15 protein-coding genes and 1 pseudogene are annotated in these 21082 nt (G+C 70.8%); 11 read left to right on the top strand and 5 right to left on the bottom strand.

Features of this window, described 5'->3' with window-relative positions; genetic code table 11:
• Positions 1 to 6: 6 nt before the first annotated feature.
• Positions 7 to 1005: pseudogene (locus DFJ67_RS30910) on the bottom strand (glycoside hydrolase family 5 protein); the annotation flags it as partial.
• A 132-nt stretch (positions 1006 to 1137) separates the two neighbouring features.
• On the opposite strand from DFJ67_RS30910, the gene DFJ67_RS30915 reads away from it, so the two are divergent.
• From DFJ67_RS30915 to DFJ67_RS30945, 7 genes are all read left to right on the top strand, one after another.
• Positions 1138 to 2559 carry an MFS transporter gene (locus tag DFJ67_RS30915; protein WP_239096987.1) on the top strand — a complete coding sequence of 474 codons (1422 nt, stop codon included), beginning with the start codon at positions 1138 to 1140 and terminating at the stop codon, positions 2557 to 2559.
• A gap of 166 nt (positions 2560 to 2725) precedes the next feature.
• Entirely contained in the window at positions 2726 to 3874 is a 1149-nt protein-coding gene (locus DFJ67_RS30920; RefSeq protein WP_203783152.1) for a DUF1996 domain-containing protein, read from the top strand.
• 43 nt (positions 3875 to 3917) lie between these two features.
• Positions 3918 to 4553, top strand: a complete 636-nt coding sequence (locus tag DFJ67_RS30925; protein ID WP_170216061.1) for a DUF1275 family protein — start codon at positions 3918 to 3920, stop codon at positions 4551 to 4553.
• Between the two features lie 110 nt (positions 4554 to 4663).
• On the top strand, positions 4664 to 8572 hold the full coding sequence (locus DFJ67_RS30930; RefSeq protein ID WP_116071548.1) for a ThuA domain-containing protein: 3909 nt from the start codon (positions 4664 to 4666) through the stop codon (positions 8570 to 8572).
• Positions 8573 to 8631: 59 nt separating this feature from the next.
• Positions 8632 to 10242, top strand: coding sequence for a SpoIIE family protein phosphatase (locus tag DFJ67_RS30935; protein ID WP_239096986.1), 1611 nt, complete (start codon positions 8632 to 8634; stop codon positions 10240 to 10242).
• A gap of 1 nt (position 10243) precedes the next feature.
• Positions 10244 to 10762: a 2'-5' RNA ligase family protein gene (locus DFJ67_RS30940; RefSeq protein WP_116071550.1), complete on the top strand. Its 519-nt coding sequence runs from the start codon at positions 10244 to 10246 to the stop codon at positions 10760 to 10762.
• A 14-nt stretch (positions 10763 to 10776) separates the two neighbouring features.
• A complete protein-coding gene (locus DFJ67_RS30945) occupies positions 10777 to 11265 on the top strand; it encodes a hypothetical protein (RefSeq protein WP_116071553.1) in 489 nt (162 codons plus the stop codon).
• 46 nt (positions 11266 to 11311) lie between these two features.
• On the opposite strand, the gene DFJ67_RS30950 is transcribed toward DFJ67_RS30945, so the two are convergent.
• Entirely contained in the window at positions 11312 to 12871 is a 1560-nt protein-coding gene (locus DFJ67_RS30950; protein WP_170216063.1) for an alpha/beta hydrolase, read from the bottom strand.
• A 140-nt stretch (positions 12872 to 13011) separates the two neighbouring features.
• Here DFJ67_RS30950 and DFJ67_RS30955 point away from each other — a divergent pair, with 140 nt between their 5' ends.
• Positions 13012 to 13905, top strand: a complete 894-nt coding sequence (locus tag DFJ67_RS30955; RefSeq protein ID WP_116076840.1) for an aldo/keto reductase — start codon at positions 13012 to 13014, stop codon at positions 13903 to 13905.
• On the opposite strand, the gene DFJ67_RS30960 is transcribed toward DFJ67_RS30955, so the two are convergent.
• Entirely contained in the window at positions 13902 to 14552 is a 651-nt protein-coding gene (locus DFJ67_RS30960) for a hypothetical protein (RefSeq protein WP_116071557.1), read from the bottom strand. The two genes, DFJ67_RS30955 and DFJ67_RS30960, sit on opposite strands and share 4 nt — an antisense overlap.
• Positions 14553 to 14585: 33 nt before the next feature.
• On the opposite strand from DFJ67_RS30960, the gene DFJ67_RS30965 reads away from it, so the two are divergent.
• Positions 14586 to 14957: a hypothetical protein gene (locus DFJ67_RS30965; protein ID WP_147315670.1), complete on the top strand. Its 372-nt coding sequence runs from the start codon at positions 14586 to 14588 to the stop codon at positions 14955 to 14957.
• A gap of 59 nt (positions 14958 to 15016) precedes the next feature.
• On the opposite strand, the gene aceB is transcribed toward DFJ67_RS30965, so the two are convergent.
• Positions 15017 to 16558, bottom strand: coding sequence for a malate synthase A (aceB, locus tag DFJ67_RS30970; RefSeq protein WP_116071561.1), 1542 nt, complete (start codon positions 16556 to 16558; stop codon positions 15017 to 15019).
• Complete coding sequence (aceA, locus tag DFJ67_RS30975; RefSeq protein WP_116071563.1) at positions 16558 to 17823, bottom strand: isocitrate lyase; 1266 nt, start codon at positions 17821 to 17823, stop codon at positions 16558 to 16560. The genes aceB and aceA overlap by 1 nt, the downstream gene beginning before the upstream one ends.
• Before the next feature lie 172 nt (positions 17824 to 17995).
• On the opposite strand from aceA, the gene DFJ67_RS30980 reads away from it, so the two are divergent.
• Together DFJ67_RS30980 and DFJ67_RS30985 are read left to right on the top strand one after the other, a co-directional pair.
• Entirely contained in the window at positions 17996 to 19405 is a 1410-nt protein-coding gene (locus tag DFJ67_RS30980; protein ID WP_116076842.1) for a short-chain fatty acyl-CoA regulator family protein, read from the top strand.
• Between the two features lie 10 nt (positions 19406 to 19415).
• A complete protein-coding gene (locus DFJ67_RS30985; protein WP_116071565.1) occupies positions 19416 to 21062 on the top strand; it encodes a RecQ family ATP-dependent DNA helicase in 1647 nt (548 codons plus the stop codon).
• Positions 21063 to 21082 lie beyond the last annotated feature (20 nt).

Consider the following 21082-nt stretch of genomic DNA (forward strand, 5'->3'; position numbering starts at 1 on the left):
CCGACGCTACGCGGGGGCCAGCTCTCCCGGTGCGGAACTGGCGATCCGGCCGCTGCGAATCCGGTCGCGGACCCAGGTGCCGGCGGGCTTGAGCTGCGCGGGGTCGGCGTAGGTGCCGGCCTTGCAGGTGCCCTTCTTGAACACCGCGCCGGAGCGCTTGTCGTCACTCCAGTTCCAGTTGGTCCAGCTGATCCGTTTGCTGGCCATGAGGTCCAGGTATTGCTGCGAACGGGTGAAGTCGTTGCCGCCGTCGCCGGTGTAGGTCTGTGTCCCGAACTCGGTGACGAACATCGGCAGCTTGTCGGCCGCCCGGGTCAGCGTGTCCAGGTAGATCCGGCCGTGCGAGGCCGCGTAGAAGTGGAACGTGTACATCACGTTGGTCGCCCGCACCGGGTTGTTGACCACCTCGCGCTCGTCGGCGTCCTCTGACACGCCCAGCGACGACCAGGCCCGGGTCCCGACCAGCACGACCGCGTCGGAATCCTGCGCGCGGATGATCGGGATGACCTCTTCGGCGTACGACCGGATCCGGCTCCAGGAGACGTCGCTGGGCTCGTTGGCGATCTCGTAGAGGATGTTGTCGGCGGTCCGGTGCCGCTTGGCGATCTCGGTGAAGAAGGTCTTGGCCCGGCTCAGGTTGGCCTTCGGGTCGCCCGGGTCGAGGATGTGCCAGTCGACGATGACGTAGAGGCCGCGCTCGGTGGCGAGGTCGATGTAGTCGTCGACGAGTTCGGTGAACTTCTTCGGGTTGCTGGCGTAGCCGTCTTCCTGGACATACATCGAGACCCGCAGGACGTCGGCCTTCCAGTCCTTGGCGAGCACGTCCAGCGACTTGGCGTTGACGCAGTTGGCATACCACTGGATGCCGTGTGTCGACATGCCGCGCAGTTGCACCTGCTGGCCGAACCGGTTGCACAGGCGCACACCGCAGACGTGCAGGGCGCCGTTGGTGCTGACCGGGGTGGCCTCCGGGGCGGCGGCATCCGGGGTGGCAGCCGCCGTGGGTCCGATACCGACAGTCAGCGCCGTGACAACAGCCAGTAGCCAAGGAGTCATGACATGAAGGTGATCACATGAGACGGGAGTGATCGGGCACACCCTGGCGCTGTCACTCATCCGGGTGGATTGTGGGAAAACGTGCCTGCTGCCTCCGCCGTACACAGTGGCGTCGGGTTCCGGTCCGAACGCGGACCGGTCCTCGCCGCGGTGATGCTCTCCACCGCCCTGGTCGCCATCGACTCGACCATCATCGCGACCGCCGTCCCGTCGGTGGTCGACGACATCGGCGGATTCAGCCAGTTCCCCTGGCTGTTCTCGATCTACCTGCTGGCCCAGGCGGTCACCGTTCCGGTCTACGGCAAGCTGGCCGATCTGTTCGGCCGCAAGCCGGTGATCCTGTGGGGCATCGGGGTCTTCCTGGTGGGCTCGCTGCTCTGCGGTTTCGCGACCAGCATGGCCATGCTGATCGTCTTCCGGGTCGTGCAGGGGCTCGGCGCCGGCGCCATCGCACCGGCCACCGTGACCATCGTCGGCGACCTCTACACGGTCGAAGAACGGGCCAAGGTGCAGGGGTACGTCGCCAGCGTGTGGGGCATCTCCTCGGTGGTCGGCCCGACTCTGGGCGGCGTCTTCAGCGAGTACGTCTCGTGGCGCTGGATCTTCTTCGTCAACCTGCCGCTCTGCGTGCTCGCCGGCTGGATGATCATGCACAGTTACCACGAGCGCCGGACGCCGGCCCGCCCGGTGATCGACTACCCGGGCGCGGTGCTGTTGACCGCCGGGCTGACCCTGGTGATCCTCGGCGTGCTGGAAGGCGGCCAGGCCTGGGCCTGGGACTCGACGGCCAGCATCGGGATCCTCGGCGCGGGCGCGTTGCTGCTCGCTGCCTTCCTGCTGGTCGAGCGGCGCAGCAGCGAGCCGGTGCTGCCGCTGTGGGTGTTCCGCCGCCGGCTGCTGGTGTCCAGCGGGGTGGTCTCGGCGGGCGCCGGCGCGGTGCTGTTGGGCCTGAGCTCCTACGTGCCGACGTACGCCCAGGTGGTGATCGGTGTCGGTCCGCTGGTGGCCGGGCTCGCGCTCGCCGCCCTGACGCTCGGCTGGCCGATCGCGGCCTCCCAGTCGGGCCGGGTCTACCTGCGGTTCGGCTTCCGCGCCTGCGCGATGACCGGGTCGGCGATCATCGTGGTCGGCGCGGCGTTGCTTCTGCTGCTCGACGGCGACACCAGCGTCTGGCAGGTCGGCGCGACCAGCCTGGTGATCGGCTTCGGGATGGGCCTCACGGTCAGCCCCACGCTGATCGCCTCCCAGTCCAGCGTCGGCTGGAAGGAGCGCGGCGTGGTCACCGCCAACAACATGTTCCTGCGGTCGATGGGCAGCGCGCTGGGCACCGCCGTGTTCGGCGCGGTCGCCAACGCCACGTTGCGCGGCAGCGACGCCGATCCCGCTAAGCTCGTGCCCGCCGTGCACCACGTCTTCATCGGCGTGCTGGCGGTCGCGGTCGTCATCGCGGTAGCGGCGGCGCTGCTGCCGCGCCGGGCCGCCCCGGTGCTCGAAACGGCCTGACGACGGCGAGTTCGACCCGGAAGTTGTGTTATCCACGGCAGACATCGCGAAGGCCGCCGGAGTGATCTGTAAGGCCTTCTTATGTTCGACTTAAGGTTCGCCTCTCGGCGATCACCCGTACCTAAAGTTCGGGCTGCCCCACACTGATCGGCTCCGAGAGGCCTCGATGTCAGACGAAAGCTCACCCCGGCGCCCGTTTCTGCGCCGGCGCTCCACCCTCGTCACCGCGGTCGCGGTGGTCGCCGCCGTCGCCGCGACGATCGCGGTCACCACGGCCAACGCCAAGCCGGCCGCCCCGTCGGCGAGCAACACCGGTGCCGTCGAGGCCGCGGCCGTCGGGGACGCGGCCGACGCCGCGCTGCTCGGCACGCCGTCCGCCGGGCCGACCGCGACCGCGACGCAATCGCCCACTCCGCCGGCAGCCACCAAGGCGCCGGCGCCGCCGCCGCCCGCCAAGCGGCCCGGGTGGGTCAACGTCGACCCGGCCAAGCAGGCGGCCGACGTCAAGGCGTTCTTCGCGATGAAGCCGCGGAAGATCACCAACAACCCGGTGACCGTTCCCGAGTTCAACGCTTCCTGCAAGGTGAGCCACCGCAACAACGACGACCCGATCGTCGCGCCGGGGCTGGCGGGCGCCTCGCACAACCACACGTTCATGGGCAACACGAGCACCGACGCGAACTCCACCGCCGCCTCGCTGTTCGCCAACAAGAAGACCACCTGCACGCCGGCCCAGGACCACTCGGCCTACTGGATCCCCACGCTGCTCAAGGACGGCAAGCCGGTGCTGCCCAGTGGCGTCACTGTCTACTATGGATCCAGGCTGAAGGACCCGAGCAAGACGGTGCCGTTCCCGTTCGGCTTCCGCATGATCACCGGTGACGCCAAGAACCAGAAGGACACGCCCGACAAGCAGGGCAACCACTTCTGGTGCGCGGGCATGGGCGGCGAGGTCGGCCGCACGCCCGACGGCGAGTGGCCGGTCTGCGCGAAGACCGCCAACCTGGTCCGCCAGGTCACCTTCCCCGACTGCTGGGACGGCGTGCACCTGGACAGCCCCGACCACAAGTCGCACGTCGGCCCGGCCGACCGGCAGGGAAAGTGCTCGGGCAAGTTCCCGGTGGCGATTCCGTCGGTGTCCTTCGTCATCGGCTATCCGCTGAGCACCGACACCACCGGCATCAAGCTGTCCTCCGGCACGGGCTTCTCGATGCACGCGGACTTCTTCAACGCCTGGGAGCCGAAGGCGCTCGCCGAGCGGGTGCGCAACTGCGTCGACCAGGGCGTCAAGTGCGGCTCCAACGGCCAGTTCTGATGTTTTGACCCCTTAGTCCCATTTCACGGGTACGGTGGGCCTCGTGGTGCTGGCGAGGTTGGCCCGGCGCGGCGGGCGCCGGGTCACCTCGCTCAGTCTTGCCGCCTGCGCCGGCGCGGTCGACCTGCTCGCCATCGCCGGCCTGGGTGGCGCCTTCGCGAGCATCATCACCGGCAACCTGGTCACCGCCGGCCTCGGCATCGGCACCATCAACGATCACGCGTTCGCCGCTCCCGCGGTCGCCGTCGCCGGCTACGCGGCCGGCGTGGCGCTGGCCCTGCTCGTGCCGCGGTTCCGCTGGCCTGGCCACCTGCTGGTCGAGCTGGCGTTGCTGGCCGCGCTCACCGCGGGCTGGATCGCCACCGACGGCGAGCCCGGCCGCACCACCCGGTTGCTGCTGCTCGCCACGGCCAGCGTGGCGATGGGCACCCAGAGCGTGGTCGCCGGCTGGCTGCACGAGTCGACCACCTACCTGACCGGCACCCTCACCGGAGCGGTGCACGATCTGGTCACCGGCCGCCGCGGCACCCGGGCCATCGCCATCGGCCAACTCGCCGCGCTGACCGCCGGTGCGACGGTCGCGGCGGCACTGTTCGAGGCGGCCCGCTGGGCCGTACCCCTGCTGGCGCTTTTTCTGTTGCTCGTGGCCATCGTGGGCCATCGGGTCGTGCCTCAGTAAGGGTTCCTTCCTTCTCCAAGGGATTGACGGAGAGCGCTCTATCGGCCATCGTGTGGGCACGGCGTGGTCGGCGCACGCTTCATGACCGTCCCCATGAGAAAGGTCCGATCATGTTGCGCAGAGCGCTGCTCTGCGTCGCCCTGGTGGCAGCGGCACTCGTCGGAATACCGGCGACACCCGCTCTCGCGGCCGACTTCTCCGTGCTGATTTTCAGCAAAACGGCGGGGTTCCGGCACGACTCGATCCCGGCGGGAATCGCCGCGATCCAGCAACTGGGCGCGCAGAACAACTTCACTGTCGAGGCCACCGAAGACGCCAACCAGTTCACTGCCGCAAACCTGGCCCGCTTCCAGGCCGTCATCTTCCTGTCCACCACCGGCGACGTGCTCAACGCCGCACAGCAGACCGCTTTCGAGGGCTACGTCCGCGCCGGCGGCGGCTACGCGGGCATCCACGCGGCGGCCGACACCGAATACGACTGGCCCTGGTATGGCAACCTGGTCGGTGCCTACTTCCTCCAGCACCCGGCCATCCAGCAGGTGACCGTGCGGATCGAAGACGGCAGCCACCCGTCGACCGCCGGCCTGCCGACCAACTGGGTGCGCACCGACGAGCTCTACAGCTACCGCACCAACCCCCGGGCCAACGTGCACGTGCTGGCCAACCTCGACGAGTCGACCTACACGGGCGGCGGGATGGGCGATCACCCGATCGCCTGGTGTCGCGCCTACGACGGCGGTCGCACCTGGTATTCGGGCCTGGGACACACCCAGGAGAGCTACACCGAGGCCAACTTCCGGACCCACCTGCTGGGCGGCATCCGGTATGCGGCACAGGGCACCGGAAACTGCTCGGTCGGCTCCGGACCGGTCGACCCGCCGGGCAGCTTCGCCCAGGTGACCCTGGCCAAGGGCGTCGCCGAGACCGGTGAGCCGATGGGCCTGACCGTGCTGCCCGACCGGGGCGTGCTGCACACCTCGCGGGACGGCACGGTTCGCTACACCGACGCGGCCGGCAACACCAAGCTGGCGCTGACGCTGCCGGTCTACTCGCACGACGAGGAAGGCCTACAGAGCATCAAGGCCGACCCCGGCTTCGCCACCAACCGGTGGGTCTACCTCTATTACGCACCACCACTGTCCACACCGGGCGGTGACTCGCCGACCACCGGCACCGCGGCGCAGTTCGCGCCGTTCGACGGCGTCAACCGGCTGGCGCGGTTCACCGTGCGGGCCGACAACACGATCGACCCGGCGTCGGCGGTGACCGTCCTCGACGTGCCGGCCAGCCGCGGCCAGTGCTGCCACGTCGGTGGCGACATCGACTTCGACGCGGCCGGCAACCTCTACCTGTCGACGGGCGACGACACCAACCCGTTCGACTCGGCCGGCTACGCGCCGATCGACGAGCGCACCGACCGCAACCCGGCCTTCGACGCGCAGCGCTCCGCGGGCAACACCAACGACCTGCGCGGCAAGGTGCTCCGGATCAAGCCGTCGGCGGCCGGTGGCTACACCATCCCGGCCGGCAACATGTTCGCCCCGGGCACCGCCAACACCAAGCCCGAGGTGTACGCGATGGGCTTCCGGAACCCGTTCCGGATGAGCGTCGACAAGGCGACCGGCATCGTCTACCTGGGTGACTACGGGCCGGACGCCGGCACCGCCGACCCCAACCGCGGGCCGGCCGGCACGGTCGCCTACGAGCGGATCACCCAGCCCGGCAACTACGGCTGGCCCTACTGCTCCAACTACAACACCCCCTACAACGAGTACACGTTCCCCAGTGGACCGTCGCTTGGCCTCTACAACTGCGCCGGTGGCCCGACCAACAACTCGCGCAACAACACGGGCCTGACCACCCTGCCGGCGTCGCGGGCGGCGTGGCTGCCGTACGGCGGCGGGCAGGACCCGCCGGGCATCTGCTGCGGCAGCCTCTCGCCGATGGGTGGCGCGGTCTACCGCTACAACGCCGGGCTCAACTCGGCCGTGAAGTTCCCGCCCTCCTACGACGGGAAGTTCTTCGCCACCGAGTTCGGCCGCCGGTTCATCAAGACCATCAACATCAACGCCAACGGCACGCCGGGCACCATCACCAACTTCCCGTGGACCGGGACCCAGGTGATGGACTACGAGTTCGGCCCGGACGGCGCGCTCTACGTGCTCGACTACGGCACCGGCTGGTTCGGCGGCGACGCCAACTCGGCCGTCTACCGGATCGAATACCAGGTCACCGGCGGCAACCGGCCGCCCGTGGCGGTGGCGTCGGGCAACCCGACCGGCGGCACCGCGCCGCTGGCCGTGCAGTTCTCCTCGGCCGGGTCGACCGACCCGGACGGCAACCCGCTGACCTACGCCTGGGACTTCCAGACCAACGGGTCGGTCGACTCCACGGCGGCGAACCCGGCGTTCACCTACGCGGCCAACGGGCAATACACGGCGACGCTGACGGTGCGCGATCCCTCCGGGGCCAGCGCAACGGCCAGCGTGGTGATCACCGTGGGTGGGCCGACGATCTCGGTGTCGGTGCCACAGGCCGGCCGGCTGTTCAACTTCGGTGACCAGGTGCCGTTCACGGTCAACGTGACCGACCCGGCCAACCCGACGATCGACTGTTCCCGGGTCACGGTGACCTACGTGCTCGGGCACGACTCGCACGGCCACCCGATCACCAACGTGACCGGTTGCTCGGGCACCATCCAGACGACGGTCGACGGCGAGCACGACGTCTCGTCGAACATCTTCGGCATCATCAACGCGGCCTACACGCCGCCGGGCTCGACCACCGCGATCAACGCGACCCCGGTGGTCATGCAACCCCGGCAGCGCCAGGCCGAGCACTTCGGCAACCAGTCGGGCGTCAGCATCGTGACGTCGGCGGCGGCCCAGGGTGGCAGCGCGGTCGGCAACATCAGCAACGGCGACTGGATCTCGTTCACCCCCTATTACCTGTCGGGGCTCGCGACCGGGTTCACCGCCCGGGTGTCGGCGCCGGCCGGTGGTGGCGGCACGCTCACGCTGCGGTCGGGTTCCGCGACGGGCGCGGTGGTCGGCACGGCCACGGTGGCGGCGACCGGCTCGTTCGACACGTTCGCCGACGTGACCGGCACGATCACGGCGCCGACCGGCTCCGCGCCGCTGTTCCTGGTGTTCACCGGCGGTGGCGGTGCGGCGCTGTTCAACGTCGACTCGTTCGCGTTCACCTCCGGCGGCACCCCGCCGACCGGCACCAACCTGGCGCTCAACAAGCCGGCGACGGCGTCGAGCGTCGAGGCCGACGTCTATCCGGCGTCGGCGGCCGTGGACGCGTCGGCCACCACCCGGTGGGCCAGCGCGTTCGCCGACCCGCAGTGGATCCAGGTCGACCTCGGCCAGACCTACGCGATCGACCGCGTGCGTTTGCAGTGGGAGGCCGCGTACGGGTCCGCGTACCGGATCGAGACCTCGACCAACGGCACCACCTGGACCGTCGCGCGGACGATCACCGGTGGCAACGGCGGCGAGGACGACAACACCGGTCTGAACGCCAGTGGGCGGTACGTCCGGATCTACGGCACCGCGCGCGGCACGGCGTGGGGCTACTCGCTGTTCTCCTTCGAGGTCTACGGCGGTGGCGGCCAGCCGCCGACGGCGACCAACGTGGCGCTCAACAAGCCGGCGACGGCATCGAGCGTGGAGAACGCCGCGTTCCCGGCATCGCTCGCGGTGGACGCCTCGACCACGACCCGGTGGTCCAGCGCGTTCAGCGACCCGCAGTGGATCCAGGTCGACCTGGGGCAGACCTACTCGATCAGCCGGGTCCGGCTGCTCTGGGAGGCCGCCTACGGCTCGGCGTACCAGATACAGACCTCGCCCAACGGCACCACCTGGACCACGGTGCGGTCCGTGACGGGTGGCAACGGCGGTGAGGACGACAACACCGGCCTGACCGCGAGCGGCCGCTATCTGCGGATCAACGGCACCGCGCGGGGCACGGCCTACGGCTATTCGCTCTTCAACCTGGAAGTGTTCGGAAGCTGACCATGAGGTGGGGGGTGCGTGAGTGCGCCCCCCACCGCTTCCGGGTTTACGCTGTTCGCGTGATCGACGCGGCGACTGACAGCGACGAGCGGCTCCGGCGGCTCGAAGCCGTCACCGATGCCGCGCTCTCCCGGCTCGATGTCGACGACCTCCTCGCCGAGCTCCTCGACCGGGTCCGGGAGTTGCTCGGGGTCGACACCGCGGTGGTCCTGCTCCTCGACGCACACGCCCGGCAGCTCGTCGCCACCGCCGCCATGGGGCTCGGCGACGACTTCGAAGCGGGGCTGCGGCTGCCGATCGGGCGCGGCTTCGCCGGCCGGATCGCCCGCGACCGGCGGCCGATGGTGATCGACGACGTGGCCCTCGACGGCGACACCAGCCCGCTGGTGCGCGGCCGGGGCGTCCAGTCGGTGCTCGGCGTCCCGATCTTCGGCGGCGGCGAGCTGGCCGGCGTCCTACACGTCGGCACCATCGCGCCGCGCGCCTTCACCCCCGACGACGTCCGCCTGCTGGAGATGGTCGCCGACCGGGCCAGCGTGGCCACCCACAGCCGGGCCGGCAACGTCGACCGCACCACCGCCCTCGCCCTCCAGCGCAGCCTGCTGCCGACGGCACTCGCCGAGGTCTCCGGCGTCGAGATGGCGGCCCGCTACCTGCCCGGCCACGACGCCGGCGTCGGCGGCGACTGGTATGACGTGTTCGCCCTCCCGTCCGGCTGGCTCGGCGTGGTCGTCGGTGACGTGTCGGGCCACGGCCTGATGTCGGCCGTCGTGATGGGCCGGCTGCGCAGCGCGCTGCGGGCCTACGCGCTGGTCTGCGCCGACCCCGCCGACGCGCTCCAGCACCTCGACGCGAAGGTGCACCACTTCGAGACCGGCAACCTGGCCACCGTGCTCTACGCGATGATCCCCCCGGAGCGCGACCGGATCCACATCTCGGTCGCCGGCCATCCGCAGCCGGTGCTCGTCGACCCGAGCGGCCGCGCCGAGCTGCTGACCGCGCCGACCGACGTGCCGCTGGGCATGGGCCGCCCGGCGACCGGCCGGCGCACCACCGTGGTCGACTTCGCGCCCGGCGCGCTGCTCGTCTGCTACACCGACGGCCTGGTCGAGCGCCGGCACGAGTCGATCGACGTGGGCCTCGAGCGGCTGCGGGCCACCGTCTGGCCCGGGCAGCCCGACGAGGTGTGCACGGCACTGATGCTGGCGGTGGGGGAGGAGCGGCCCAGCGACGACACCGCCCTGCTCGCGATCCGCCGGCTCGGCCCGCCCGCACAGCCCGAGCCGCAGGTCATCCTGGCGGCGGCCTTCGACCGGGCCGGCGTCGCCCTGCTGCGCCGCCAGATCGCCGAGGAGGCGGCCCGGCACGGCATGGCCGCCGACGGCGTCGACGACTTCGTCGCCGCGGTCAACGAGGTGATGACCAACGCGATCCGGCACGGCGGTGGTGCCGGCCGGCTCCGCCTGGTTTCCGTCGCCGACGACCTGGTCTGCGAGGTCCGCGACAGCGGCGCCGGCTTCCCCGCGGAGTCCTTCCTGACGAGGCAGGAGCGCCCGACGCCGTCGCCGGTCGGCGGCATGGGCCTCTGGATCGCCCAGCAGACCAGCCACGAACTCCAGATCGAGAGCGGCCCGGCCGGCACGCTGGTCCGGATCACCGCGGCACGCTGAGTTGGTCGCCGCGCTCGAGCTCTACCTCGACACCGACGCCACCCGCCGCCTGCGGGCCCTGTGGCAGGCGCTCGAGGCCGAGGGCATCCCCACGCTGGCGTCACTCCAGGATTCCAGGCACCGCCCGCACGTCTCGCTGGCGGCGGCCAGCCGCCTGTCACCCGAGGCGGTCGCGGCGGCGCTCGGCGACACCGCGGTCGGCCGTGGCCTGGTGCTCGACCTCGACTTCGTCGGCCAGTTCGTGGGCCGGGTGCTGTGGCTCGGCATCACCCCGACGGCCGCGCTGCTCGACCGGCACCGGGTGGTGCACGACCGCCTCGCCGCGGGCGGTGTCGAGGTCTGGGAGCAATACCGGCCGGGCCGCTGGGTGCCGCACTGCACGGTGTCACTGCGGGTGCCGAACCCGTTGATGGGCGCCGCCGTGCGCCGATGCCTGGAAATCCTGCCGCTGCGCGCGACGGTGACCGGCGCATCGGTCACCGACCACGCCAACGACATCGCCCACGCCTTGCCGGGATAGGCAAGACTGGATCCGTGGTGTCGTTTCAACCGTTGCCGGACCGCGCCGCGGACGCCTCGTATCCGGCCGTGCTGGCCGAGCTGCTCGACCTGGTCGGCGCCGAGCACCCGCAACCGGCCGGAGACACCCCGCGCGACCGGCGTTCCTGGCAGCACGCGGCGCGGCGGTCGATCGGCAAGGCCGTGGCGGGGGCCACGGCCCGGAATGAATGGTTCGCACCGCTGGCGCGGGCTGCGCCCGGCACCCGCACTCCTACCGCGGCCAGCCAGGCCGAGCTCGATCAATACGCCGATCTCGACCGCCGCTACGGCGAGACGGCGCTGCGGGTGTTCGTCGCCACCGAGAATATCGACGTGCGCCGCTGCATCCTGCTGGGACTGGATCTTCGCCCCCATGGCAGCCGGCCGGAGCTGCACGATCTGGTCGCCGAGGCGACCCGGATCGCCCGGGAGAGCACCGACGACTACCTGCGGCACCGCGTGGAGATCCAGGTGGCCGAATGACGATCGCCCACCCGTTGCCGGGTGGGCGATGTCGACGTCCGCGTCTTTAGCCGAACGGTGCCTCGTCGGGCTGGCAGACCGTGCCACGCGGCGGGGTGACGAGATCGACTAGGTAGCTCACCCGCAGCTTGTCCATGCACGCGCTGGGCACCTGGTAGCTCGGGTGGCCGTAGCCGTTGAGCGTGACCAGCACCGCGTTGCCCAGCCGCTGCTCGGCGCTGACCGCGTTGCGGTAGGGCGTGCCGGGGTCGTAGCGGGCGCCCATCAGCAGGATGGGGTTCGGGGTCGTGGCGTTCCACGGCCCGGTGTAGCGGTCGGTGGCGTCGGCCTGCCAACCCGAGGCGCACGGGGCCCACAGCCACCAGCCCAGCACCGATCCCCACAGCTTGCCGGCCTCGGTGAACCGGGGGATCTGCTGGGGCCAGTCGGCCACCGGCACCCGGGCGGGCGCGTCGCCGCAGGAGATCGCCGTCGACGTGGTCGAGGCGATCATGCCCACGGGGGACTGCAACGCCCGCGCGGCGGTCTCCAGGGCCGACGCGTCGCCCTCGGCGGCCGCGTCCAGGTCGGCGGCGAACTGCGGCCAGGTGAGCGGGAGGCGCAGCGGGGTGAACGTGGAGACCTGGAGGTCGCCGTAGCTCAGCTCGCCCGGCGGGTCGGCGTTGGGCGCCGGGATCGGCGCCTGGCGGGTCCGCTCGAACAGGGCCGCCACCCGGTCCTTGACCGGTTCGCCGTGACCGGCGAGGGCGCATTCACCGGGAGCCGCGTTCTGGCACGCCAGGAGGAACTGCTCGAAGACCTCGTCGGCCGACGAGACGGCGTTGGCGATGTTGGCCTCTTCGCTGGTGCTGGAGTCGACCGGGTTGATCAGGCCGTCGAGGAGCATCGCCCGCACCCGGCCCGGGAAGAGGTTGGCATAGGTCTGGCCGATGAACGTCCCGTAGGACAGACCCGCGTAGGTGAGCTGCTCGTCGCCGACCAGCGCGCGCAGCCGATCGAGGTCGCGCGCGGTGTCGGCGGTGGTGATGTGCGAGAGCAGGTTTCCGCTCAGCTCGCCGCACCGCTTCGCCAGGTCGAGCGTCTTCTGCTGGTAGGCCTCCGACTCGGCCGGCGTGGAGGGGATCGAGACGCCCGCCCAGAACGCGTCCCGTTCCTCGTCGCTGGTGAAGCAGCGCACCGGCGTGCTGTCGTTGGTGCCCCGCGGGTCCCAGCCCACCAGGTCGAACCGGCCCCCACCCCAGGCGTCGAGGTCGTCGGCGCCGTCGCGCACCAATCCGACGCCGCTCTGACCCGGCCCGCCCGGGTTGAGGAACATCGAGCCGATCCGTTCCTCGGGCCGGCTGGCGAGGTGCTTGATCACCGCCAGCTCGATCTGCTCGCCGTCGGGCTCGTCCCAGTCCAGCGGGACCCGCACCCGGGCGCATTGGAACTGTTCCTCCAGCCCTTCGCAGGCGGTCCACGCTATCCCGGCCTCCTCTTCGGGCGGCCCGTCGGACGCCGCTGCCGGCTGGGCGCCCACGGCGAGTGCGAGCACGCTCGTCATGATCACCGCCGAGGCCGTGCGGAACCGGAAACGAGCACCTTTGATCGCGCCATCCGTGGCCATGCGCCCCCCGTCCAACGATGACAAACTCCACATAGGCTACCGAGCCGACCCTATTTGTGAGTCGGCTTCACGTTTGCCTGCAAACTGGGCGCCGGCCTGGCCTGACCGCATCGCCTGTGGGCAAGGTGCATGCTGTCGGGGTGGGATTTGATCGACTGGACCTGAGCGTGCCGGTGCACCGGATCGGGCTGGGGCTCGCCGCCCTGGGACGGCCGGGTTACATCAATCTCGGGCGCGACCGCGACCTGCCCACCGAGCGCAGCGTCGATGCCATGCGCCGCCGGACCCACGAGGTGCTCGATGCGGCGTACGCCGCCGGGGTGCGCTATGTCGACGCCGCCCGCTCCTACGGCCGGGCCGAGGAGTTCCTGGCGAGCTGGCTCGATGACCGGCCGGACGTCGTCGTCGGGTCCAAGTGGGGCTACACCTACGTCGCCGGGTGGCGGGTCGACGCCAAGGTGCACGAGACCAAGGACCACAGCGTCGTCACGTTCGACCGGCAGGTCGCCGAGACGCGGGCGTTGCTCGGTGCGCGGCTCGATCTCTACCAGATCCACTCGTTGACGCCGGACAGTTCGGCGTTGACCGATCCGGTCCTGCACCGGCACCTGGCCGACCTGGCCGACCGCGGCGTCACCATCGGCGTCTCGACCAGCGGCCCCAGGCAGGCCGACGCGATCCGCTCGGCGCTCGCGGTCGAGGTCGACGGCGCGCCGCTGTTCCACAGCTTCCAGGCCACCTGGAACCCGCTGGAACCCTCGGCCGGCCCCGCGCTGGAGGAGGCGCATGCCGCCGGGCGGCACGTGATCATCAAGGAGGCGCTCGCCAACGGGCGGCTCGCCGATCACGACGCCGAGGTGCTCGCACACGCCCTGCGCCAGCCCTGGGTCGACGTGGTGCTCTCCGGCGCCGCCACCACCGCCCAACTCGCCAGCAACCTGCGGGCGCTGGAGATCACCGACCCGGGCCCGCTCCCCGCGGCCGAAACGCCCGACGACTACTGGCGCCACCGCTCGGCGTTGCCGTGGTCCTAGGACAGATCCCCGTAAAGGCGCAGGAACGCCTCCGCTGACATCCGCGCCGACGGGATGGGGAAGTCGACCGCCCGGCGTGGCGTCGGCCGCAGCGCCAGCCTGACCTGCAGCGGCGGATGGTCGAGCACGGGATCCGGCGGCAGGTCGAGGGTGAGGCCGAGGACCAGCCCGCCGCCGAGTTGGACGGTGCCGGTCGCGTCGGCGTCCAACAGGTCGGGGCGGGTCTCGCGCAGCCCCTCGCGGAGGGTGGCCCGCACCGCCTCGGGCGCGGAGGTCAGCAGCCGCGGGAACGAGATCGTGACCGCGAAACCGTCGGCGCCCGCGGTCGCGGACTCGACACCGTAGAGCCAGTAGAGCGCGGCGAGGGCGGTGGACCCGACGCCGTGCGAGTCGAGCGCCACCCAGTCGCCGTCGTCGGACGCCTGCTGGAAGAGCGTCGTGCCGTGCGTGAAGGTCCGCGAGCGGACGACCCGGGCGAGGCCGTCGAGGTGCAGGTCGGTAATGATCTCCGCGGCGACGACGGGGCCGGACAGGTCGCAGTAGCCCCTGGTGGTGCTCGACAGCCCGGCCACGAGGTCGTCCGTGGCCAGGTAGTCGAAGGTGAACGTCGCCTGGTCGATCGTGCGGTCGAGTGCCGGCCGGATCACGGTCCGCAGCCTATCGGCGCGTACCCTCGGATGGTGGCTTTCGCCCTGATCGCGCTGGTGGCGGCCGTCGCGGCGAGTGTCGCGGTGGCGGCCTGGCGCAAAGGCTCCGCCGCGCGCCGCTGGGCCGCGCTGCGGGGCTGGGCCGACGGCGCCGGCTGGCGGGTGCACCCGGGCACCGACGGCGTCGACTGGCTGCCCGCCGCCGCGCTGCCGCTGGCCGTGGTCGAGGGCCGGCACGAGCACCACGAGTTGGCCGTCGTCTGGTCCGCCGGCTCCGGGGCGGTCACCACCGTCTACGTGCGGGTCGCCGACCATGGGGCGGCGGTGGCCAGCTATGACCGCTGGCTCGACCCGAGCGAGATCGACGAGGCGGTGCTGGCCGCGCTGCCCGGCCAGTCCGCCTGACGGGCAGCGGCCCCGGCGTCTGCCTTGTCCGCCGAGGCCACTGCCGCCGGGATCACCGGCTAGACCAAATAGTGGGCGTAGGCGTCAGCGGTGAAGAACGGCGGCAACTCCTCGGCCAGCGCCGTCTCCAGGAAGATCCGCGCGGCCGCCGGCCGCAGCCCGGCCTCCTCATCGTCCACGATGGACCGGACCAGGTCTTCGGTGACCACGTCGCCGCCGGCCAGCGGGGTGCGGTGGTGCACCCACTGCCACACCTGGCAGCGCGCGATCTCGGCGGTGGCCGCGTCTTCCATCAGGTCGAAGATGGCGGCGGCACCGGTGCCGCGCAGCCAGCTGTCGAAATAGCGCAGCGCGACGGCCACATTGGACCGCAGGCCCTCGACGGTGACCGCGCCCGGCGTCAGGTCGACGGCGAGCAGGTCGTCGGCGTTGACCGCGACGTCGTCACGCTGCCGGTCGAGCTGGTGCGGCCGGGTGCCGAGCACGCCGGTGAACACCTCGGAGCAGGTCTCGACCAGGCCCGGGTGCGCCACCCAGGAGCCGTCGAAGCCGTCGCCGGCCTCGCGCTCCTTGTCGGCGCGGACCTTGGCGAAGGCCACCTCGTTGACCGCCGGGTCGCGGCTCGGGATGAACGCCGCCATCCCGCCGATCGCGTGCGCGCCGCGCTTGTGGCAGGTCTTGACCAGCAGCTCGGTGTAGGACCGCAGGAACGGCACGGTCATCGTCACGTCGGCGCGGTCGGGCAGCACGAAGTCGGACCGGTGGCCGAACTGCTTGATGATGCTGAAGATGTAGTCCCAGCGGCCCGCGTTGAGCCCCGCCGCGTGCTCGCGCAGCTCCCAGAGGATCTCCTCCATCTCGAACGCCGCGGTGATCGTCTCGATCAGCACGGTGGCCCGGATGGTGCCCTGCGGGATGCCGAGGTAGTTCTGCGCGAAGACGAACACGTCGTTCCACAGCCGCGCCTCGCGGTGGCTCTCCAGCTTGGGCAGGTAGAAGTAGGGTCCCTTGCCGGCGTCGATCTGCCGCTGCGCGCAGTGGAAGAAGTGCAGGCCGAAGTCGACCAGGCTCGCCGAGATCGGCCGGCCGTCGACCACGATGTGCTTCTCCGCCAGGTGCCAGCCGCGCGGCCGGACCACGATGGTGGCCGGGTCGGTGCCGACGGCGTAGCGCTTGCCCGACGCGGCGTCGGTGAAGTCGAGCTCACCGTCGAGGGCCGCGATCAGGTTGGCCTGGCCGCCCATCAGGTTGTCCCAGGTCGGTGCCAGCGCGTCTTCGAAGTCGGCGAGCCACACCTTGGCGCCGGAGTTGAGCGCGTTGACGGTCATCTTCCGGTCGGGCGGACCGGTGATCTCCACCCGCCGGTCGACCAGGCCCGCTGCCGGCGGGGCCACGCGCCAGCTCGGGTCGTTGCGGATGTGGGCCGTCTCGGGCAGGAAACCCGGGAGCTGGCCGGCCGCGTAACGGGCACGCCGGGCCCGCCGGGTGTCCAGGAGCGCCACCCGGCGGCCGGCGAACTCGCTGTCGAGCGCGACCAGGAAGTCGAGCGCCTTCGGGTCAAGGATCTCGTCGTACCCGTTGCCCAGGACCTCGATCCTCATCAGAACTGTTCCTCCTCGGTTGAACCGCGCAGCGCGGTCGTCTCGCCGGCCGGGTTGAGCACCGTGCTGATCAGGTCGAAGTAGCCGGTGCCGACCTCGCGCTGGTGCTTGACGGCGGTGTAGCCGTGCTCCTCGGCGGCGAACTCCTTCTCCTGCAACTCCACATAGGCCGGCATGCCATCGCTCGCGTAGCCGCGGGCCAGGTCGAACATCGAGTAGTTGAGCGCGTGGAAGCCGGCCAGGGTGATGAACTGGAACGCGTACCCCATGTGGCCCAGCTCCCGCTGGAACTTGGCGATCGTCGCGTCGTCGAGATGCTTGCGCCAGTTGAACGACGGCGAGCAGTTGTAGGCCAGCAACTGGTCGGGATAGCGCGACTTGATCGCCTCGGCGAACGACCGCGCCTCCTCCAGGTCGGGTGTGCTGGTCTCCATCCAGATCAGATCGCTGTGCGGTGCGTACGCCAGGCCGCGCGCGATGCACGGCTCGATGCCCGCGTGCACCCGGTAGAAGCCCTCGGCGGTGCGCTCACCGGTCAGGAACCGCTGGTCGCGCTCGTCGATGTCGGTGGTGAGCAGGTTGGCGGCGTGCGCGTCGGTGCGGGCCACGATCAGGCTCGGCACGCCCGCGACGTCGGCGGCCAGCCGGGCCGCTTCCAGAGTGCGGATGTGGTGGCCGGTCGGGATCAGCACCTTGCCGCCCAGGTGGCCGCACTTCTTCTCGGACGCGAGCTGGTCTTCCCAGTGCACGCCGGCCGCACCCGCGGTGATCATCGCGGACATCAGCTCGTAGGCGTTGAGCACGCCGCCGAACCCGGCCTCCGCGTCGGCGACGATCGGCGCCAGCCACTCGACGTCGGTCTCGCCCTCGGCGGTGGTGATCTGCGCGGCCCGGAGCAGCGCGTTGTTGATCCGGCGGACCACGGCGGGCACCGAGTTGGCCGGGTAGAGGCTCTGGTCCGGGTAGGTCTGGCCGGCCAGGTTGGCGTCGGCCGCGACCTGCCAGCCGGACAGGTAAATGGCCTTGAGCCCCGCCCGCACCATCTGCACCGCCTGGTTGCCGGTGAGCGCGCCGAGCGCGTGCACATAGTCTTCGTCGTGCAGCAGGGACCAGAGTCGTTCGGCACCCCGGCGGGCCAGCGTGTGCTCTTCCTGGATCGCCCCACGCAGCCGGACCACGTCGTCCGCGCTGTAGGTGCGCTCCACACCGCGCCAGCGCGGCGCGGTCGCCCACTCCTGCCGCAACTGCTCCGCCGATATGGTCATCGCCGACTCCTTAAGTCGAAAAGCCTCTGGCGGTCACCGTCGCACAGTTCCAAAAGGACTCGCGAGGCACGGAACGAGCCAATTATTGAAAAGTCCGGGCGCGGTTTTGCGAAGTTGCGAAAGGCTATTTAGCAACGTGCTAACATCGCGACGGATGGTGGAGGTGGTGCGCATGGGCAAGACCTTTGCCGGTGCCAGACTGCGCCGGCTCCGCGAAGACCGGGCGGTGTCCCAGATCGATCTCGCGCGGCAACTCGGCATCTCGCCGAGCTATCTCAACCAGATCGAGCACGACACGCGGCCGTTGACCGTTCCGGTGCTGATGCGGATCACCGAGGTGTTCGGTGTCGACCCCGCCTTCTTCGCGCCGCACGACACCCCGCGGCTGATCGGCGACCTGCGCGAGGCCCTGCCGACCCGGGCCAGCCTGCACGACCTCACCGAGCTCGCCACCAAGCTGCCGGAGGTCGCCGAGGCGGTGATCGACCTCTACCGGCGCTACCGGCAGACCGACGAGCAGCTCGCCGAGGTGGCCGGTGACCGCGACGTGGTCGCCGGCCGCAGCCCGCACGACCAGGTCAGCGACTTCTTCTACCGGCGGCAGAACTACGTGCCGGCGCTCGACGAGGCGGCCGAGGAGCTGGCGGGGCGGATCGGCATCCGGCGCGGCGAGATGATCGAGACGCTGCGCGCCCGGCTGGCCGAGGTGCACGGGGTGCGGATCGTCCGCGAAGACCACGACCGGCTCGGTGGCGACCTGCACCGCTATTATCCCCAGACCCGCACGTTGCATTTGTCGATGTCATTGCGACCAGGCCAACAGGCAATTCGGCTGGGCGCCCAGATCGGCATGCTGGAGTTCGCCGACATCATCGACGAAATCATCGAGGAAGAGAAGTTCGACGACATCCAGACGCAGATTCTCACCCGGGTCGGGCTGGCCAACTATTTCGCCGCCGCGCTGATCCTGCCCTACGGGGTGTTCCTCGCGACGGCCGAGCGGATGCGCTACGACATCGGCCTGCTGACCGAGCACTTCGGGATGGGCTGGGAGAGCGTCTGCCACCGGCTGTCCACCCTCCAGCGGCCCAAGGCGCGCGGGGTGCCGTTCTCGTTCGTCCGGGTCGACCGCGCGGGCAACATGTCCAAGCGGCAGTCGGCGACCGGCTTCCCGTTCTCCCGTTCGGGCGGCACGTGTCCACTCTGGAACGTCTACGAGGCGTTCAACGCGCCGGGCCGGGTGATCACCCAGATCGCCGAGATGCCCGACGGCCAGCGCTATCTGTGGATCGCCCGCACGGTCATCCACCAGCACGCCGGCTACGGCCAGCCGGGCAAGGCGTTCGCGATCGGGCTGGGCTGCGAGATCCGGCACGCCGGGCGGCTGGTCTACTCCGCCGGGGTCGACCTCGACTCGGTCGACGGCGCCACCCCGATCGGCCCGGGCTGCCGCACCTGCGAGCGGCTGACCTGCCCGCAGCGCGCCGCCGCCCCGATCGGCCGCCGGCTCGATCTTGACGAAAACCGCAGCACGTTCATCCCCTACCCGCTAATGGGCTCCGCCGCCGACGGGCTGACGTAGCCTCGGGTGGATGGAAGAGATCGACCGCGTCGCGCAGGCGGTGTTCGGGTTCGATTTGCGACCAGGCCAGCGGGCTGCCGCTGAGTCGGCCGCCGCGGGCCGCGACACGCTGGCCGTGCTCCCGACCGGCAGCGGCAAGAGTGCCATCTACCAGGTGTGCGGGCTGGTGCTGGGCGGGCTGACCGTGGTGGTCTCGCCGCTGATCGCGCTCCAACGTGACCAGTTGGCCGGGCTGTCCAGGAAGTCGAAGCCCTCCGGTGAGCCGGTGCGGGTGGTCATGCTCAACTCGTCGCAGCACGTCGGCGAGCGGCGGGCGGCCCTGGAGGGGCTGCGCGCCGGGCAGGTCGACTTCGTGATGCTCGGCCCCGAACAGCTTGCCAACGAGGAGTCGATCGCCGCGATCTCGGGCGTCACGCTCTTCACGGTCGACGAGGCACACCTGGTCAGCCAGTGGGGCCGCGACTTCCGACCGGAATACCTGCGGCTGCCGTCGATCGTCGAGTCGCTGGGCGGCCCGCCGATGCTGGCGCTGACGGCCACCGCGGCGCCGCCGGTGCAGGCCGACATCGCCCGCGAGCTGAAGATGCGTACACCGAAGATCGTGGTCACCGATTTTGACCGGCCCAACATCCACCTCGCGGTCCGGCGCACCCGGCACGGCCTCCCGGAAGACCAGGCGATCGACGACCGCACCGTCGAGGTGGTGCTGGCCAACGACGCACCCGCACTGGTGTACGCGCTGACCCACGCCCGCTGCGAGGCGTTGGCCGACCGGCTCGGGCTCGACGCCTACCAGGCCGCGCCCTACCACGCGGGGCTGCCGGCGGCCCGGCGCGCGCAGGTGCAGGACGACTTTCTCGCCGGGCGGATCGACGTGGTGGTGGCGACCAGCGCGTTCGGGATGGGCATCGACAAGCCGGATGTACGCACGGTCGTGCACGCGGGCGTGCCGGGCAGCCTCGACGAGTACTACCAGGAGATCGGCCGCGCCGGCCGTGACGGGCAGCCGGCCCGGGCGGTGGTGGTCTACGACCAGCGGACGATCCGCATCCCACGGCTGCTGGCCGCGCGTTCCCGGATGTCGCCGGCCACCCTGCACAAGATCATCGACGCGATCGAGGCCGCGCCCGGCCGGGTCGGCGTCGCCTCGGTGGTCGAGAGCAGCGGGGTCAGCCGCCAGCAGGTGCTGCGGGTGGTCGAGGAGTTGGAGGAACTCGGTTTCCTCGAGCCGGACGGCAGCGACGGGATGGTCAAGCCCGACCGGCTGCCACCTGACACGTTCGCGTTGGTGACCAAGGAAGGTGGCCGCCAGCAGTCGATCCTCCAGTCCCGGATCGAGGCCGCCCGCGAGTACGCGGAGACCGTCCGCTGCCGTCGCGCCGACCTGCTCGGCTACTTCGGCGAGCATTACGAACCGCCGTGCGGCTCGTGCGACAACGACGAGGCCGCCGCGGCCGTCAAGGCCCAACCGTCGAAGGCCAACGTCGGGCGCCGCCACGAGCCCGACCACGACGCTGTCCGGGTCCGGCACAAGCTGTGGGGCGAGGGGACGCTGCTGAGCCGCGACGACCACGAGTTGACCGTCGCGTTCGACACCCTTGGCTACCGCCACCTGACCCCGGCGGTGCTCGAGAACGGCATCCTGACTATCGAGTAGCGTTTGACAGGGACCTGTCG

This window comes from Asanoa ferruginea (genome assembly GCF_003387075.1).
In the GTDB taxonomy this organism is placed as follows: Bacteria; Actinomycetota; Actinomycetes; order Mycobacteriales; family Micromonosporaceae; genus Asanoa; species Asanoa ferruginea.